Genomic DNA, 15,410 nt, shown 5'->3' on the forward strand with positions numbered 1-15,410 from the left:
CTTCAGGCCTGGGCCCGCGCGCCATTGAGGAATAGCTGCTCCAAGGTCTGCGCGGTGTTGGCGCTGGCGGCGCGGCCGCGGCGCTCGGCATCGACCATGCCGTAGATCATGGTCATGAACATTTCGGTGAACACCGCCGCGCTGATGTCGATGCGCAGCACGCCCAGTTGCTGGGCACGCAGGAAGAACGCGTCCATGGCCTGGGTGTAGGCCTGCCAGCGCAAGTCCTCGGCGTTGTTGAGCAGAGTGCCGGGGCGGTACTGGAACATCAGGAACACCAGCATTTCGCGGTGCTTGAGGTGTTCGGCGATCAGGTGGCGAATGCCGACCAAGGGTTCGGTGCGCTCCAGGTCCGCTTCCTGGATGACCTGGTTGAGTACGTGCTCGCCGTGGTCCTCGAGCAGGTTCACCAGATTTTCGCGGGTGCCGCAGAAGCGGTGCAGGGTGGCCTTGCTGACCCCGGCGGTTTCCGCCAGCTCTTTCAAGGTGGCGCGGGGATGGACGACAATGGCATGGGCCAGCGCCTTGAGCAGGCGTTCTTCTTGGAGGGATCTGCGCATAGGGACCTCAGTCGGGGTTCGGCTGTCGGGCAGGCGAAAAGAGACGAAAGATCCATCACTGTATCATATGAGACGAATAAATCTCATGGATTGAATCATTCATCGTCGGTCAAGCCTGCTCCACCGTGGAGCGGGCTTGACCGACGATGGGTACGTCAGATCGGATAATGCTTCAGTTCACGGGCGATCAGCATGCGCTGGATCTCGCTGGACCCCTCGTATATCTGGGTGATCCGCGCATCCCGATAGTACTTCTCCACCGGGTAGTCTTCGAGGTAGCCGTAGCCGCCATGCACCTGGATCGCCATCGAGCAGACCCGCTCGGCCATCTCGGAGGCGAACAGCTTGGCCTGGGAGGCCTCCGACAGGCAAGGCTTGCCCGCGCTGCGCAGACGCGCGGCGTGCAGGATCAGCAGGCGGCTGGCGTTGATCTGCACCTGCATGTCGGCCAGCAGGTTGGCGATGCTCTGGTGCTCGTTGATCGGCTTGCCGAACTGGATGCGCTCGCGGGAGTAGGTCAGTGCCGCCTCGAAGGCTGCGCGGGCGATACCCAGGGCCTGGGCGGCGATGCCGATGCGCCCGCCTTCGAGGTTGGACAGGGCGATGGCCAGGCCCTTGCCGCGTTCGCCGAGCAGGTTGGCGGCCGGGATGCGGCAGTTGTCCAGGGTCACCGCGCAGGTGTCGGAGGCGCGGATGCCCATCTTGTGTTCGCTGCGGTCGACCTTGAACCCAGGGTTGTCGGTGGGCACCAGGAACGCCGAGAGGCCTTTCTTGCCCAGCTCCGGGTCGGTCACGGCGAAGACGATGGCCAGCTTGGCGCGGCGGGCATTGCTGACGAACTGCTTGGCGCCATTGATCACCCACTGGCCATCGACCAGTTCGGCGCGGGTGCGCAGGTTGTGGGCCTCGGAGCCGGCCTGGGGCTCGGTCAGGCAGAAGCAGCCGATCACCTCGCCGCTGGCCAGTGGCGGCAGCCAGGCCTGCTGTTGTTCGGGCGTGCCGTAGGCCAGCAACGGGCCACAGCCCACCGAGTTGTGGATGCTCATCAGCGCCCCGATGGCGCCGTCGCCGGCGGCGATCTCCTCGACTGCCAGGGCATAGGCGACGTAGTCGGTGTAGCTGCCGCCGAAGTCCTCCGGCACCACCATGCCGAGCAGGCCCAGCTCGCCCATCTTGCGTACCACGTCGTCATCGATCCAGGCGGCTTTCTCCCAGGCTTGGGCATGGGGGGCGATCTCGCCGCGGGCGAAATCGCGCGCCATGTCGCGGATCATGATCTGTTCTTCGCTCAGTTCCAGGTCTTGCATCTGTGTACTCCCGGGCTCACAGGCCTTCGAAGAATTGGTCGACGCGCTGCGCGGTGAGTTCGCCCAGGGTCGGCGGGTTCCAGCGCGGCTGCTTGTCCTTGTCGATGATCAGGGCGCGCACGCCCTCGATGATGTCGCCGTACTCGAACCACTGGCGGTCGATGTGCAGTTCCATGGCGAAACAGTCTTCCAGGCTCAGGTGGCGGCCACGGCGCAGCAGCTCCAGGGTCACGGCCATGGCCAGCGGCGAGCGGGTTTCCAGCAGGGCGGCAGTCTCCAGCGCCCACGGGTGGCTGTCGCCGATGGTCACGGCGCGCAGCTGTTCGATGATGCTGGGCAAGTCGGGCAGGGCGAAGAAGTGGTCAATCACCGGGCGCAGGCGCGCCAGCGGGGCGTCTTCGAGCACCTGGGTGCCGAGCTTGGCCAGCAGGCCCTGCAGGTCCTTGAGCGGGTGCTCGCCGAACACCAGGCGGTCCAGGCCGTCATCCAGCGCGGCCAGCCTGGCGCTGTCCAGGTACCAGTCGGCGAGGCCGCAGTACAGGGCGTCGGCGGCCTTGATTTGCGTGCCGCTGACACCCAGGTAGATGCCCAGCTCGCCGGGCACGCGGGACAGGAAGTAGCTGCCGCCGACGTCCGGGAAGTAGCCGATACCCACCTCCGGCATTCCCAGGCGGCTGCGCTCGGTGACGATGCGCAGGTCGCAGCCCTGGGCCAGGCCCATGCCGCCGCCGAGGGTGAAGCCGTCCATCAATACCAGCACCGGCTTGCGGTAGCGGTGCAGGCACAGGTCCAGGGCATACTCCTCGACGAAGAACTCCTCGTGCAGTTTTTCGCCGGCCTTGAAGCTGTCGTGCAGCGAGCGGATGTCGCCGCCGGCGCAGAAACCCTTGGGGCCCTCGCCACGCAGCATCACGGCCTGCACCTGCGGATCCTGCGCCCATTGGTCGAGGTGATGCTGCAGGCTGCGCACCATGTCCAGGGTCAGGGCGTTGAGGCCGGCGGGACGGTTGAGGGTGAGGTGGCCAATGTGGTTGCGGACCTCGGCCAGTACCTGATCCGTTGCCGAGGATTGAGCGTGCGCGGTCATCGCGGTCTCCCTGCTTTGTTATTGATTTTCCAAGTGAAGTCCTGGAGTGCGCGAGCGGATCGGTCGATCCTGTCATGCAAATTTACCTTGCACAATTGGCAAATCTGCAGGGCTGCCGTGCATTTTTGTCGTCACGCGCGCTCTTGGTCGAGGCAGCCACTGTAGCAACTACCGGTTACCTGTAGGAGCGGAGCTTGCCACGCGATGGCGTCGCTACAGGTTGAACGACGGTCGCCTCTCACCCCGAAGGGTGATAGCCGCCTCCGTCCCCCCATGAAACAATCCCGGCCAGCACTCACCCTGGCGGGGAAGACAATAATGAGCAATGCCCAGCTGAATTCGCCCGACTGGTATGCGCAGATGGCCCGTGTGGTCGACGCCATCGGCACCCCAGGCTTCGTCGAGGCACTGTTCGCCGCGCTCAACCAGCTGCAGCGTGCCAGGCCATCACCGTGTTCCTGTATCCGCGCAAGGGCCTGCCGTCGGCGCTGTTCGCCAAGGACGACGAGGGGCCCTGGCTGCCCGAGGGCAACGTGCAGAAGTACCTCGAAGGCTACTACCTGTTGTGCCCGTTCTACCGCGCCTGCATGGACGGAGTGCCCGCCGGTTGCTATCGCCTGAGCGATGTCGCCCCCGACCACTTCAAGCGCAGCGAGTACTACACCTCGTTCTACCAGCACGCGCACCTGGAGGACGAACTCAACTACCTGGTGCCGCTGGACGCCCAACTGACCATCGCAGTGGCCCTGGGCAGTACCCGACGCCTGGGCAGTCGCCAGGTGGCCGAGCTCAAGTGCGTCGCCGCCTGGGTGGTGGCGGTGGTGCGCCGCCACTGGGGGCAGCTGGATGCCGACGCCCTGGGCGGGCGCTTCGAAAGCGCGCTGGGGCGGCAGATCAACGCCGCGCTGAACAACTTCGGCTCGTCCTTGCTCACCGAGCGTGAGTGCCATATTGCCCAGTACCTGCTGCGCGGCCATTCCACGCGTTCGCTGGCCGAGCGCCTGGGCATCAGCGAAGACACGGTCAAGACCCACCGCAAGAACCTCTACGCCAAGCTCGATATCGCCACCCAGGCCGAGCTGTTCTCGCTGTTCATCGCCTCGCTGACCCAGGCCCAGGAAGGCTTGAGCAAGGACCCGCTGGAACGCTACCTGCGACGGCGCTGACCACCGCTTCACCTCATCCAGACAACGACAATCACCGGCCCGCGTGTGGCCGGAGGGGAGACCTGCGTGCATACGAAAAGCGATTGGCTGCAGCGCGCCGCGCGGCAAAGCTTCATCACCACCGCGTTGATCGACGGACGCCCGGTGGTGGCCCGCGACGGCGCCACCTTCGCCGCCATCAACCCGGCGACCGAGCAGTGCCTGGCCCAGGTCGCCGCCTGCGCCGACAGCGAGATCGACCAGGCGGTGCGCGCCGCCCGCCGTGCCTTCGAGCATGGACCCTGGGCGCGCATGGCGCCGGCCGAGCGCAAGCGCGTGCTGCTGCGCCTGGCCGAGTTGATGCTGGCCCACCGCGAGGAACTGGCGCTGCTCGACTCGCTGAACATGGGCAAGCCGGTGATGGATGCCTACAGCATCGATGTGCCCGGCGCGGCCCAGGTGTTCGCCTGGTATGGCGAGGCGCTGGACAAGCTCTATGACCAGGTCGCGCCGACCGCCGCCAGCGCGGTGGCGATGATCAGCCGCGAGGCGTTGGGCGTGGTCGGTGCGGTGGTGCCGTGGAACTTCCCGCTGGACATGGCCGCCTGGAAGGTCGCCCCGGCGCTCGCCGCAGGTAACAGCGTGGTGCTCAAGCCCGCCGAGCAGTCGCCGTTCTCGGCCCTGCGCCTGGCCGAGCTGGCCCTGGAGGCCGGGTTGCCGGAGGGGGTGCTCAACGTGGTACCGGGCCTGGGCGAAACCGCTGGCCGGGCTTTGGGCCTGCACCCGGACGTGGACTGCCTGGTGTTCACCGGCTCCACCCAGGTGGGCAAGTACTTCATGCAGTATTCGGCGCAGTCGAACCTCAAGCAGGTGTGGCTCGAATGCGGCGGCAAGAGCCCGAACCTGGTGTTCGACGACTGCCGCGACCTCGACCTGGCGGCGCAGAAGGCCGCGTTCGGCATCTTCTTCAACCAGGGCGAGGTGTGCTCGGCCAATTCGCGGCTGTATGTGCAGCGCTCGATCCACGACGAATTCGTCGAGCGTCTGCTGCGCCAGGCCCGCGAATGGCTACCGGGCGACCCGCTGGACCCGGCCAGCCGTGCCGGCGCCATCGTCGATGCCACGCAGACCGCGCGAGTCGAGGCCGCCATCGGCCAGGCCCGGGAGCAGGGCGCGCGTCTGCGCTGCGGCGGCGAGCGCCTGAGCGTGAACGGCTCGCGCAACTTCATCACGCCGACGATCTTCAGCGACGTACGCCAGGACATGGCCCTGGCCCGCGACGAAATCTTCGGCCCGGTGCTGGCGGTCAGCGCCTTTGACGATGAGGAAGAGGCCATCGCCCTTGCCAACGACAGCGTCTATGGCCTGGCCGCGTCGGTGTGGAGCGACGATCTCAACCGCGCCCACCGCGTGGCCAGGCGGCTCAGGGCCGGCACGGTGTCGGTCAACACCGTCGACGCCCTGGACGTGACCGTGCCCTTCGGCGGCGGGCGCCAGTCCGGTTTCGGCCGCGACCTCTCGTTGCATTCGTTCGACAAGTACACCCAGCTCAAGACCACCTGGATCCAGCTGCGCTGACATTCACCCGAGGAGAACAACAATGAACGCACCCATCACCCCGACGACCGGCAAACGCGATACCCGCGACTACCAGGCTGGCGACGCCGCCCACCACATCCACGCCTTCCTCGACCAGAAGGCGCTCAACGCCGAGGGACCAAGGGTCATCATTCGCGGCGAGGGCCTGTACCTGTGGGACAACGACGGCCGCCGCTACCTGGACGGCATGTCCGGCCTGTGGTGCACCCAGCTCGGCTATGGCCGCAAGGACCTGACCGCCGCCGCCGCCGCACAGATGGACCAGCTGCCGTACTACAACATGTTCTTCCACACCACCCACCCAGCGGTGATCGAGCTGTCCGAGCTGCTGTTCAGCCTGCTGCCCGGCCACTACAGCCACGCCATCTACACCAACTCCGGCTCCGAGGCCAACGAGGTGCTGATTCGCACCGTGCGTCGCTACTGGCAGGTGGTCGGCCAGCCGCGCAAGAAGATCATGATCGGCCGCTGGAACGGCTACCACGGCTCGACCCTGGCGGCCACGGCGCTGGGCGGCATGAAGTTCATGCACGAGATGGGCGGGTTGATCCCGGATGTGGCGCATATCGATGAACCGTACTGGTTCGCCGCCGGTGGCGAGCTGACTCCGGCGGAATTCGGCCGCCGTTGCGCCTTGCAACTGGAAGAGAAGATCCTCGAACTGGGCGCCGAGAATGTCGCAGGTTTCATCGCCGAGCCGTTCCAGGGCGCCGGCGGCATGATTTTCCCGCCCGAGAGCTACTGGCCGGAGATCCAGCGCATCTGCCGCCAGTACGACGTGCTGCTGTGCGCCGACGAGGTTATCGGTGGGTTCGGCCGCACCGGCGAATGGTTCGCCCACCAGCACTTCGGCTTCGAGCCGGATACCCTGTCCATCGCCAAGGGCCTGACCAGCGGCTACGTGCCCATGGGCGGTTTGGTGCTGAGCAAGCGTATCGCCGAGGCTTTGGTGGAGCGGGGCGGGGTGTTCGCCCACGGCCTGACCTATTCCGGCCACCCGGTGGCGGCGGCGGTGGCCATCGCCAACCTCAAGGCCCTGCGCGACGAGGGTATCGTGCGCCGGGTCAAGGACGACACCGGCCCGTACCTGCAGCGTATCCTGCGCGAGGTGTTCGCCGATCACCCGTTGATCGGTGAAGTACAGGGCACCGGCCTGGTGGCAGCCTTACAGTTCGCCGAGGACAAGGCCACGCGCAAGCGCTTCGCCAACGAGAACGACCTGGCCTGGCAGTGCCGCACCTTTGGTTTCGAGGAAGGAGTGATCATCCGCTCCACTTTGGGGCGAATGATCATGGCCCCGGCCCTGGTGGCCAGCCGTGGCGAGCTGGACGAACTGGTGGAAAAGACGCGTATCGCGGTGGACCGTGTGGCGCGATCGGTGGGCCGCGGCTGAAACCCGGGGCCCATCGCCGGCAAGCCGGCTCCCACAGGGGTCGCGCAATTCGTGAGCTCTGCGCTGTACCTGTGGGAGCCGGCTTGCCGGCGATGGGTTGCGTAGCAGCCCCAGTGACGCGAACTGACAGACATTACCCTTTCGCCCGTGATGGTTTCAGCGACGTTCGCGCTGGCGCAGCACCGTCACCGTCGCGCCAGCGACGGGCGAGCTGGAAGCCCAGGGTGCCTTTACCTGCCTGGGCGACTTTCTCGCCACCACCACCCTGGTGCGTCACGGCGGCCGCCTGATGCAGGCCTACCGGTTCACCGTGCAGGACGCCCTGGACAGCGGCGAGCTGGTGGAGGTGCTGGCCGGATATGGCGGCACGTCGCGGCCGTTCATGCTGGTGTATCCCCAGGCCCGGCACATGCCGCTTAACGTCCGCGTGTTCATCGACTTCCTGGTGGCCGAGGTGGGTCTACCGTTGGGCTGAAGCCCTGTGGCGGCGACCTTGGCGGACTATGCTCTGTGCTGCGTCGGCCAACTGGCCGGCGGATGTTCCGGCAGTCAGGTTGTTTCCCAGGAGAACACTCCATGAAATCCATGACACTGCTAGTGATCACTTGCGTACTGAGCTTCGCCGCCCACGCCGAGGATGACCCGGCCACCAACTGCGATGCCAAGATCAAGGACCTGGAATACATCAGCAAGAGCGATGGCCAGGCCTTGCATGGCGGCATGGCCGCCGATTACCACAAGCTGCTCGAGCAGGCCAAGGCCGCCCAGGCCAAAGGCGACATGACCACTTGCCAGGCCTCGGCCGACCGTGCCAAGACGATCTACAACAAGGCGCGGGGCAAGTAGGCGCTGTCGAGACCTCTCGGGGACAAGTCCGCTCCAGCAGGAGCGGGCTTGGAGGCCAGCCCCGGCAATCGGCCGGTTGGGCCTCTCATGGGCTCTGGTGTAAGCTCTCCCGGTCCTTCTAACGAGCCCCGCCGCATGACCTCGCCCAGTCCGCGCCTGGACAGCCTGCTCACCGGCAGCGCCCGGCCATTCACCCGCCCAGGTTCCCTCAGCGCCATCGACAAGCAACCCCGCCAGGGCCCCTTGCAGGTGACCTTGCTCGGTATCGTCGGTGACGAGCAGGGCGATCTGCGCGTGCACGGCGGCGTTGAGAAGGCCATCCACCATTATCCCCGCGATCACTACCCTGACTGGGTCGCTGAACTCGGCGAACATCCCTTGCTGACCCGGCCCGGTGCCTTCGGCGAGAACTTCAGCAGCAGCGGCTGGCGCGAGACCGATGTGTGCCTGGGCGACCGTATCCGCGTTGGCACGGTGTTGCTGGAAGTCTCCCAGGGGCGCATGCCGTGCTGGAAGCTCAACGACCGTTTCGACGTGGCGCAGATGGCGCTGCGGGTGCAGCAGAGCGGGCGCACCGGCTGGTACTACCGGGTGCTGGAGGAGGGCGAGGTACAGGCGGGCGATGCCCTGCAACTGGTCGAGCGGCCCTATGGCCAGTGGTCGGTGGCGCGGCTTTCGGCGGTGCTGTTCGACAAGCAGCTGGAGCCCGGCCTGTTGCGTGAATGCCTGGAACTGCCGCTGGTGCCGAACTGGCGTCGCACCCTGGAAAAACGCCTGGAGCAACGCCAGGTCGAGGACTGGACTTCACGCCTGCAAGGCCGCAGCGAAAGCTGAACGGCATTGCGCACAACATTTACCCACACAAGGAATGCCCCATGGCCTTCGAACTGGATGATCGCCTGGTCATCGGTGTCGCTTCCAGCGCCGTGTTCGACCTGAGCGAGTCGGACGCCGTGTTCCGTCGCGACGGCGAGGCGCAATACCGCAAGTACCAGGAGCAGCACCTGGACGTGCCGCTGGGCAAGGGCATCGCCTATCCCTTCATCAAGCGCCTGCTGGCACTTAATGACCTGCGCGGTGATCCAGAGGACCCGCTGGTGGAGGTGGTGTTGCTGTCGCAGAACGACCCGGACACCGGAATGCGGGTGATGAAGACCATCGGTCACTACGGCCTGAACATGACCCGGGCAATCTTCACCCAAGGCCGTTCGCCGTATGAGTACATCCCGGCGTTGAACATCGCGTTGTTCCTGTCCGCCGACAAGCAGCACGTGGACGCCGCGATCAAGGCCGGCTACCCCGCGGGGCAGGTGTTGGATTCGAAGTTCGACGACGATGAAAGCGACGACAATCTGCGCATAGCCTTCGACTTCGACGGTGTGCTGGCCGGCGATGAGTCCGAGGCAGTGATGCAGTCGGGCGGCCTGGGCAGTTTCCACGCCCATGAAGTGATCAATGTCACCCAGCCGCACAATCCCGGCCCGCTCAAGGAGTTCTTCGTGCGCATTGCCCGCATCCAGGCGGCCGAGGAACAGCACAAGCTGGCCAATCCCAGTTACGAGAACCGCCTGCGGGTGTCGATCGTCACCGCGCGCAACGCGCCTTCACACGAGCGGGCGCTCAATACCCTGAAAAGCTGGGGGGTGATGGCCAACGACGCGTTTTTCCTGGGCGGCATCGAGAAGCGCAGGGTATTGCAGGTGCTCAAGCCGCACATCTTCTTCGATGACCAGTCCGGGCACCTTAAGAGGACCAGCACGGTGGTGCCGTCGGTGCATATCCCGTTCGGCGTGACCAACCGGGCGGGCTGACCATTGGCGCCGCGCAAGCGGCGCCAGGTCGCCCTGGTCCGTCAGTGATCCGCCAACCTGTCATCCTGCGACAGCAACGCTTGGGCCAGCTCTTCGTCACTGGCCTGCAGCCCCGGATTGGCCCGGCGCACCTCGGCCAGCGCCGCTTCCAGATAGGCCCCGCGAATGGCACCGCCGCTGGCGACAAAGGCCGACAGCTCGTCGCGGGCCGGGATGATCCGTTTGTCGTCCTTGAAGGTCGAGTACAGCGAGGCGGAAACCCCCGCCGAGGTCGCGACGTCCCCGGCATCGACGCGGGCCAGGGCGGCACCGGCAGGGAGCAGGAGCAGCAGCGAGGGAACGAGCAGTAAGTGGCGCATGGCGAGTCCTCCGGAAAGGTGATGCCCAAGGGTGTTACTGCATGATGTTAAGAACCCTGCTGTGGGATGAGAGTTCAATCGGTGGGCTCGGGTATGACAACGAGAGGCAGGCTACTACGCAGAAAGCGTCTGCAATCAACTGCTGCCAGGAGTCGTCCTGGGCTCACCCTTGAAGTAGGTAGTTAGGTCGTCGCTGTCAGCAGCCTGGCGCAAGAGCTCCGCTCCTCTTGCGAGGTAGGTCTCATTAATGCTCTCAAGATGCTTGATAGTGCTTTCTACTGTGGGGATGTCGACACGCATTTTTGATGAAAGCGCGAATTTCAAGGATGCAATTTGCTGCATGTTTATGTCAAAGTTAAGCCTGTCGATGCTCTTTAAATACCTTGGGGCTCCCTGATTCGCGAATGCTGATTGCAGTTCGATAACCTCATGGCTGAATGTGCTTTTTGGCTGCCATGTGTGGAGTTTGAACTTGTTTTTCCCCACAGGTACTACGGTGGTTTGTGGTTGGCGTTTTATTATCTTGAACCGTTCTATTAGAAGGGTCCTTGAGTGTCCGGTCTTGTCTGAAGCGTTTACGGGGTCGGCCTCGCAATATCCATAGGTGTTGATTCCTCCCCTGGAGAATGGGCTGAGGTCATCGGGTGAAACAAAACGCATCAGGAGGGTGCTGTAGAATCGGTATCCATTGCCGAGCGAGTACAAGCCATTAGGCTCACGTGCTTGCCCACTGAAGCCTAGCTGCGAGGAGTGCAAGACGGCGATTGGATCATAGCCATAAACTGAGTACGCCAACCTATGAATATCCTGCACGGTCTGATTGCACAAGATCGAACCTAGCGCATCAGTAGCGAGCATTGCTCGCATGACTCGGATGGTTTCTGGTTTTTTCATCAGCGCGCCTAAAGGGAACGTGTCGATATGACCTTGCCTTCGTCGCGGCTGATTGGCAACTAGCAGAATTGACAGGTAAGACATTCAGGATTGCGTGTGTGAAAGAATGCGGATGGCTAGCTGTCTCGATGGATGAAAAAAAGCGGTAGGCTGCAATTCTCATTGAGGGGTGATAACTTGCCCAATGGGTGTTACCTGAAGCTGACTAGCCCTTTTATCGCCGTACCTTCTTAGCCTGCGTCAGCCACCAATTAAAGGAATCTAGGAGTACTCCATGGCCGAATATACGCTCCACTGCTTTGCCGAGTCGGGAAATGCCTACAAGGCCGCGCTGATGCTGCAACTCACCGGCCAGGACTGGGTGCCGGTGTTCGTCGATTTCTTCCATGGCCAGACCCGCGGGCAAGACTGGCGTGACGCGGTCAACGAGCAAGGGGAGGTGCCGGTGCTGGAACATGCCGGCGAGAAGCTTACCCAATCGGCCCTGATCCTCGACTACCTGGCCGAGCGCACCGGCCAGTTCGGCCCGCGTGACGATCACGAAAAGCGCGAGATCTGGCGCTGGATGCTGTTCGACAACCACAAGTTCACCAGCTACTACGCGGCGTTGCGCTTTATCTACTGCCTGAAGCAGATGGGCGAGTCGGATGTCACCCGCTTTCTGCGCGAGCGGGCCAGGGCGGCGTACCAGATCGTCGATGCGCACCTGGCGAAGACGCCGTTCATGGTGGGTGGGCGACTGACCATCGCCGATCTGTCCCTGGCGGGCTATGTGTACATGCCCGAGGACACCGGCCTGGCGGTTGCCGAGTTCGGGCATATCGAAGCCTGGAAGCAGCGAATCCAGGACATGCCAGGGTGGAAACACCCCTATGACCTGATGCCGAATGCCGCTGGTTGAGGCAACGCGACCCTAGCTGTGCGGGATGTTCCTGGGCTGCTGCACTCCGGCATACCGGTCTTTCAAATGTCCCTGCTCATCCAGCAGGTAGGCATCCATCACCTCGCGCACCACCGGTCCCGCTACGCGGCCACCGGCCTCGCCGTTCTCGATCATCACCGCCACCACCAGCGCCGGATGATCGGCCGGGGCAAAACCGACGAACAGGGCGTTGTCGCGGTGGCGCTCGAGGGTCTTGTTGCGGTTGTAGCGCTCACCCTGCTTGATCGCCACCACTTGCGCGGTGCCGCTCTTGCCGGCGATGCGGTACTGGGCGCCGGCGGCGGATGCGCGGGCGATGCCACGCGGGTCGTGCATGACCATCTGCATGCCCTGGCTGACCTGGTCCCAGGCATGCTTGTCATGCAGCACGATATCTGCCATCGGATGCGGGTCGACCGGCGCCTGGCCACCGATGGTCAGGGCCAGGTGCGGGCGGTGCCACACGCCCTTGCTGGCCAGCAGGCTGGTGGCCTGGGCCAGCTGCAGCGGGGTCACCTGCATGTAGCCCTGGCCAATGCCGAGAATCAGCGTTTCGCCGGGGAACCAGGCCTGGCGCCGGGTGGCGCGTTTCCACGCCTGGGACGGCATCAGCCCCGGCGCTTCCTCGAACATGTCCAGCGAGACCTTCTGGCCGAGGCCGAACTCGGCCATGTAGTCGTGCAGGCGGTCGATGCCCAGCTTGTGCGCCAGGTCGTAGAAGTAGGTGTCGTTGGAGCGCATGATCGCGCTGTACAGGTCGACCCAGCCATCGCCCGTGCGGTTCCAGTTGCGGTACTTGTGCTCGTAGTTGGGCAGCTCGTAGTAGCCGGGGTCGAACACCCGGCTGCCGGGGGTGATCACGCCGCTGTCGAGGCCGGCGATGGCCACCTCGGGCTTGACCGTCGAGCCTGGGGCGTACAGCCCGCGCAGCACGCGGTTGAACAGTGGCCGGTCGATGGAGTCGCGCAGGGCGGCGTACTGCTTGAAGCTGATGCCCTTGACGAACAGGTTGGGGTCGAACGCCGGGTTGCTGACCATCGCCAGCACGTCGCCGTTGTCCGGGTCGAGCACCACCACCGCGCCGCGCCGATCGCCCAGGGCTTTCTCGGCGGCTTGCTGCAGGTGGGCGTCGAGGCTCAGCACGATGTCCTTGCCGGGCACCGGGTCGTGATGATTGAGCACGCGCATCACCCGGCCCTGGGCGTTGGTCTCGACTTCCTCGTAGCCTACCTGGCCATGCAGCTGGTCCTCGTAGAACCGCTCGATGCCGGTCTTGCCGATGGACTGGGTGCCGCGGTAGGCGGTGCTGTCGAGGCTCTTGGCTTCCTTCTCGTTGATGCGTCCGACGTAGCCGACCGAATGGGCGAAGTGTTCGGCCAAGGGGTACTCGCGAATGAATTGCGGCTCCACCTCCAACCCCGGCAGGCGGAACTGGTTGACCGCGATCAGGGCGATCTGCTCCTCGCTCAGGCCGACCAGCAGGGTCACCGGCTCGAACGGCTTGCGGCCGCGGCGCAGGTCCTTGTCGAACTGCTGGCGGTCGTCCTCGGACAGTCCCAGGACCTGCGCCAGGTTGTCGAGCACCTTCTTCGAATCGCCGGCCCGCTCGCGGGTCATGGTCAGGTTGAAGCTGGGCTTGTTGTCGGCCAGTACCACACCGTTGCGATCGTAGATCAGGCCGCGTTCGGGCGGGATCGGCAGCACGTGCACGCGGTTGTTTTCCGATACCGCCGACTGCTGGTCGTGCTGCAACACCTGGAGCACGTAGAGCCGGCCTACCAGTACCGCCACCAGGCCGAGCACCAGCAGGGCGCAGGCCAGTAGCCGGCGGTTGACCAGGTGCTTTTCCTTTTCGTGGTCCTTGAGGGGAATGGGTTGCGGCATGAGCACAGGGGAGCGGCGGGTGGGGCGGCGATGCTACGCGGGCAGGCGGTGAGGCTCAAGGCGCAGCGCCCCGCGCAATGCTGGCCAGGCATTGCTCTGGCCCGCAGGCAGGGGCTCTGCGGCAATCATGAAGCTTCTTTCATGTGGGCACAGGCCTAGGCGATGAACTCCGATTCTCTTGCCGGCTGAGCAACCGCATCCTGGCGAATGCTGAGCATCACGGCGCCTGCGCACAAGCCCAGCAGCCCGACACTGGCCACCACGATATCCCCCATCCCCATGCCGGCGAGCATTAGCACCAGGCTGATACGAAACAGAGCGGTCATGACTATCTCCAGGGCAGGGCGAGCGAAGTCCGAAGTATCACCATACCGCTCCGAAGGCCGAGGTACAGGGCAGGAGGGAGGGTTTGGCAGTGTATGCGCCTGCTTTGGCACAAAGCTCGCCACTTGACGGCATGGATCATCCCTGATTTCATTGAAACCGGTTTCATCAACCCTGCACAAACACCTACAAGAAGGGCTCAGGGGTGGATAAAGACGCAGTTCCTGTCCGCGGGCGGGTCACTATCAGCGAGGTCGCGAAGGCGGCCGGCGTCTCCAAGGCAACCGTCTCGCGCTATATGGGCGAGGATCGGCAACTGCTCGCCGAGGCGACCGCGCAGCGGATCGAAGCCGTCGTCGAGCGCCTGGGCTATCGCCCCAACCGCATGGCCAGTGCCCTCAAGCGCGGTCGCACCGGGCTGATCGGCATGCTCCTGGCGGATATCCGCAACCCCTATTCCGTGGCGGTGATGCACGCTGTCGAGACGGCCTGTCGCCAGCACGGCTACAGCCTGGTGGTGTGCAACACCGACTGTGACGACGCCCAGGAGCGCAGCCAGCTGCAGGCCCTGCAGGCGTACAACGTCGACGGCCTGATCGTCAACACCCTGGGCCACCGCGCCGGGGAGCTGGCCAGCCTGGTCCGCGACCTGCCCATGGTATTGGTCGACCGGCAACTGGCGGGCCTGCCGGTCGATCTGGTGGGCCTGGACAACAGCGACGCCGTCGAGCAGGCGCTGGATCACCTTGAACACAACGGTTATCGCGACATCCTCGCCGTCACCGAGCCACTTGATGGCACCAGCTCGCGGCAGGAGCGCGTGGATGCCTTCCAGGCCTCCATCGCCCGGCGTCGTGGGTTGCGCGGGCAGGTGCTGGAGGTAGGCCCGGGCCTCACCGAGCAGCTGGGCGCGTTCATCGCCGGGGCAGGGCACGGCCCGCAGGCGCTGTTCAGTTGCAATGGTGTCGCCACCCTGGAGCTGGTGCGGGTGCTGCACGCCAGGGGCGAGCCGCTGTTCCAGGACCTGGGCCTGCTGGCGCTGGACGACCTGGATTGGTACCCGCTGGTGGGCAACGGCATCAGCGCGTTGGCGCAACCCACCGGGCGCATCGGCGCGGCGGCGTTCCAGTGCCTGCTGGAGCGCCTGCAAGGCAGCCCACTGCCGGCCCGGCGCCTGGATCTGCGCGCGCAGCTCATTGCGCGAGGCTCTACCCGATCACAACACTGACGGCGTCGCGGACGCCGTTGTTGCCGGAGAAAAATGAAACCGGTTTCATCC

The 15,410-nt window shown here is 64.8% G+C and carries 15 protein-coding genes and 2 pseudogenes; 9 read left to right on the forward strand and 8 right to left on the reverse strand.

The genetic code is table 11. The features are described from left to right. Positions 1-2: 2 nt before the first annotated feature. The 3 genes from C3F42_RS00165 to C3F42_RS00175 all read right to left on the reverse strand — a co-directional run bounded on the left by C3F42_RS00165 (position 3) and on the right by C3F42_RS00175 (position 2,954). Positions 3-560, reverse strand: coding sequence for a TetR/AcrR family transcriptional regulator (locus C3F42_RS00165; protein ID WP_104443762.1), 558 nt, complete (start codon positions 558-560; stop codon positions 3-5). 155 nt (positions 561-715) lie between these two features. Further along, the gene (locus tag C3F42_RS00170; protein WP_038706259.1) at positions 716-1,867 is read right to left on the reverse strand and encodes an acyl-CoA dehydrogenase family protein; all 1,152 of its coding nucleotides are present in this window, start codon (positions 1,865-1,867) and stop codon (positions 716-718) included. A 16-nt stretch (positions 1,868-1,883) separates the two neighbouring features. Next, on the reverse strand, positions 1,884-2,954 hold the full coding sequence (locus tag C3F42_RS00175) for an enoyl-CoA hydratase/isomerase family protein (protein WP_094012536.1): 1,071 nt from the start codon (positions 2,952-2,954) through the stop codon (positions 1,884-1,886). Between the two features lie 318 nt (positions 2,955-3,272). Here C3F42_RS00175 and C3F42_RS00180 point away from each other — a divergent pair. The 3 genes and pseudogenes from C3F42_RS00180 (at position 3,273) to C3F42_RS00190 (ending at position 7,091) form a co-directional block, all read left to right on the forward strand. Then, a pseudogene (locus tag C3F42_RS00180) lies at positions 3,273-4,120 on the forward strand (LuxR C-terminal-related transcriptional regulator). Positions 4,121-4,186: 66 nt separating this feature from the next. Beyond that, on the forward strand, positions 4,187-5,677 hold the full coding sequence (locus tag C3F42_RS00185) for an aldehyde dehydrogenase (protein WP_094012534.1): 1,491 nt from the start codon (positions 4,187-4,189) through the stop codon (positions 5,675-5,677). A gap of 22 nt (positions 5,678-5,699) precedes the next feature. Then, positions 5,700-7,091 (forward strand): aspartate aminotransferase family protein, encoded by a 1,392-nt coding sequence (locus tag C3F42_RS00190; RefSeq protein ID WP_094012533.1) that lies wholly within the window; start codon positions 5,700-5,702, stop codon positions 7,089-7,091. 133 nt (positions 7,092-7,224) lie between these two features. Here the strand turns inward: C3F42_RS00190 and C3F42_RS29195 are convergent, their stop codons facing one another. Further along, on the reverse strand, positions 7,225-7,368 hold the full coding sequence (locus C3F42_RS29195) for a hypothetical protein (RefSeq protein WP_158659504.1): 144 nt from the start codon (positions 7,366-7,368) through the stop codon (positions 7,225-7,227). Here C3F42_RS29195 and C3F42_RS00195 point away from each other — a divergent pair. The 4 genes and pseudogenes from C3F42_RS00195 to C3F42_RS00210 form a co-directional block, all read left to right on the forward strand. Continuing rightward, positions 7,300-7,566: pseudogene (locus C3F42_RS00195) on the forward strand (LysR substrate-binding domain-containing protein); the annotation flags it as partial. The gene C3F42_RS29195 and the pseudogene C3F42_RS00195 sit on opposite strands and share 69 nt — an antisense overlap. 101 nt (positions 7,567-7,667) lie before the next feature. Then, positions 7,668-7,937, forward strand: a complete 270-nt coding sequence (locus C3F42_RS00200; protein ID WP_094012532.1) for a hypothetical protein — start codon at positions 7,668-7,670, stop codon at positions 7,935-7,937. Positions 7,938-8,072: 135 nt separating this feature from the next. Next, a complete protein-coding gene (locus C3F42_RS00205; RefSeq protein WP_094012531.1) occupies positions 8,073-8,771 on the forward strand; it encodes an MOSC domain-containing protein in 699 nt (232 codons plus the stop codon). A 41-nt stretch (positions 8,772-8,812) separates the two neighbouring features. Then, on the forward strand, positions 8,813-9,748 hold the full coding sequence (locus C3F42_RS00210; RefSeq protein ID WP_094012530.1) for a 5'-nucleotidase: 936 nt from the start codon (positions 8,813-8,815) through the stop codon (positions 9,746-9,748). Positions 9,749-9,789: 41 nt separating this feature from the next. On the opposite strand, the gene C3F42_RS00215 is transcribed toward C3F42_RS00210, so the two are convergent. Together C3F42_RS00215 and C3F42_RS00220 are read right to left on the reverse strand one after the other, a co-directional pair. Further along, positions 9,790-10,107: a DUF2388 domain-containing protein gene (locus tag C3F42_RS00215; RefSeq protein WP_038706253.1), complete on the reverse strand. Its 318-nt coding sequence runs from the start codon at positions 10,105-10,107 to the stop codon at positions 9,790-9,792. 135 nt (positions 10,108-10,242) lie between these two features. After that, positions 10,243-11,001 carry an RHS repeat-associated core domain-containing protein gene (locus tag C3F42_RS00220; RefSeq protein WP_244891351.1) on the reverse strand — a complete coding sequence of 253 codons (759 nt, stop codon included), beginning with the start codon at positions 10,999-11,001 and terminating at the stop codon, positions 10,243-10,245. Positions 11,002-11,275: 274 nt separating this feature from the next. Between C3F42_RS00220 and C3F42_RS00225 the strand changes: the two genes are divergently transcribed. Then, positions 11,276-11,902 carry a glutathione S-transferase family protein gene (locus C3F42_RS00225; RefSeq protein WP_094012528.1) on the forward strand — a complete coding sequence of 209 codons (627 nt, stop codon included), beginning with the start codon at positions 11,276-11,278 and terminating at the stop codon, positions 11,900-11,902. Positions 11,903-11,914: 12 nt separating this feature from the next. On the opposite strand, the gene mrdA is transcribed toward C3F42_RS00225, so the two are convergent. Both mrdA and C3F42_RS29545 read right to left on the reverse strand, forming a co-directional pair. After that, positions 11,915-13,807, reverse strand: coding sequence for a penicillin-binding protein 2 (gene mrdA, locus C3F42_RS00230; protein WP_094012527.1), 1,893 nt, complete (start codon positions 13,805-13,807; stop codon positions 11,915-11,917). A 155-nt stretch (positions 13,808-13,962) separates the two neighbouring features. Next, the gene (locus C3F42_RS29545; protein ID WP_177410824.1) at positions 13,963-14,133 is read right to left on the reverse strand and encodes a hypothetical protein; all 171 of its coding nucleotides are present in this window, start codon (positions 14,131-14,133) and stop codon (positions 13,963-13,965) included. A gap of 203 nt (positions 14,134-14,336) precedes the next feature. Here C3F42_RS29545 and C3F42_RS00235 point away from each other — a divergent pair, with 203 nt between their 5' ends. Next, positions 14,337-15,359 (forward strand): LacI family DNA-binding transcriptional regulator, encoded by a 1,023-nt coding sequence (locus tag C3F42_RS00235; protein ID WP_094012526.1) that lies wholly within the window; start codon positions 14,337-14,339, stop codon positions 15,357-15,359. Positions 15,360-15,410: the final 51 nt, after the last annotated feature.

It is taken from the genome of Pseudomonas sp. PONIH3, assembly GCF_002934345.1.
Taxonomy (GTDB): Bacteria; Pseudomonadota; Gammaproteobacteria; order Pseudomonadales; family Pseudomonadaceae; genus Aquipseudomonas; species Aquipseudomonas soli.

Coding starts and splice junctions, on each gene's coding strand:
- C3F42_RS00225 (WP_094012528.1), top strand. CDS start 11,276: ATGGCCGAATATACGCTCCACTGCTTTGCCGAGTCGGGAAATGCCTAC.
- C3F42_RS00215 (WP_038706253.1), bottom strand. CDS start 10,107: ATGCGCCACTTACTGCTCGTTCCCTCGCTGCTGCTCCTGCTCCCTGCC.
- C3F42_RS00210 (WP_094012530.1), top strand. CDS start 8,813: ATGGCCTTCGAACTGGATGATCGCCTGGTCATCGGTGTCGCTTCCAGC.
- C3F42_RS00175 (WP_094012536.1), bottom strand. CDS start 2,954: ATGACCGCGCACGCTCAATCCTCGGCAACGGATCAGGTACTGGCCGAG.
- C3F42_RS00170 (WP_038706259.1), bottom strand. CDS start 1,867: ATGCAAGACCTGGAACTGAGCGAAGAACAGATCATGATCCGCGACATG.
- C3F42_RS00165 (WP_104443762.1), bottom strand. CDS start 560: ATGCGCAGATCCCTCCAAGAAGAACGCCTGCTCAAGGCGCTGGCCCAT.
- C3F42_RS00200 (WP_094012532.1), top strand. CDS start 7,668: ATGAAATCCATGACACTGCTAGTGATCACTTGCGTACTGAGCTTCGCC.
- C3F42_RS00190 (WP_094012533.1), top strand. CDS start 5,700: ATGAACGCACCCATCACCCCGACGACCGGCAAACGCGATACCCGCGAC.
- mrdA (WP_094012527.1), bottom strand. CDS start 13,807: ATGCCGCAACCCATTCCCCTCAAGGACCACGAAAAGGAAAAGCACCTG.
- C3F42_RS00220 (WP_244891351.1), bottom strand. CDS start 11,001: ATGAAAAAACCAGAAACCATCCGAGTCATGCGAGCAATGCTCGCTACT.
- C3F42_RS00205 (WP_094012531.1), top strand. CDS start 8,073: ATGACCTCGCCCAGTCCGCGCCTGGACAGCCTGCTCACCGGCAGCGCC.
- C3F42_RS29545 (WP_177410824.1), bottom strand. CDS start 14,133: ATGACCGCTCTGTTTCGTATCAGCCTGGTGCTAATGCTCGCCGGCATG.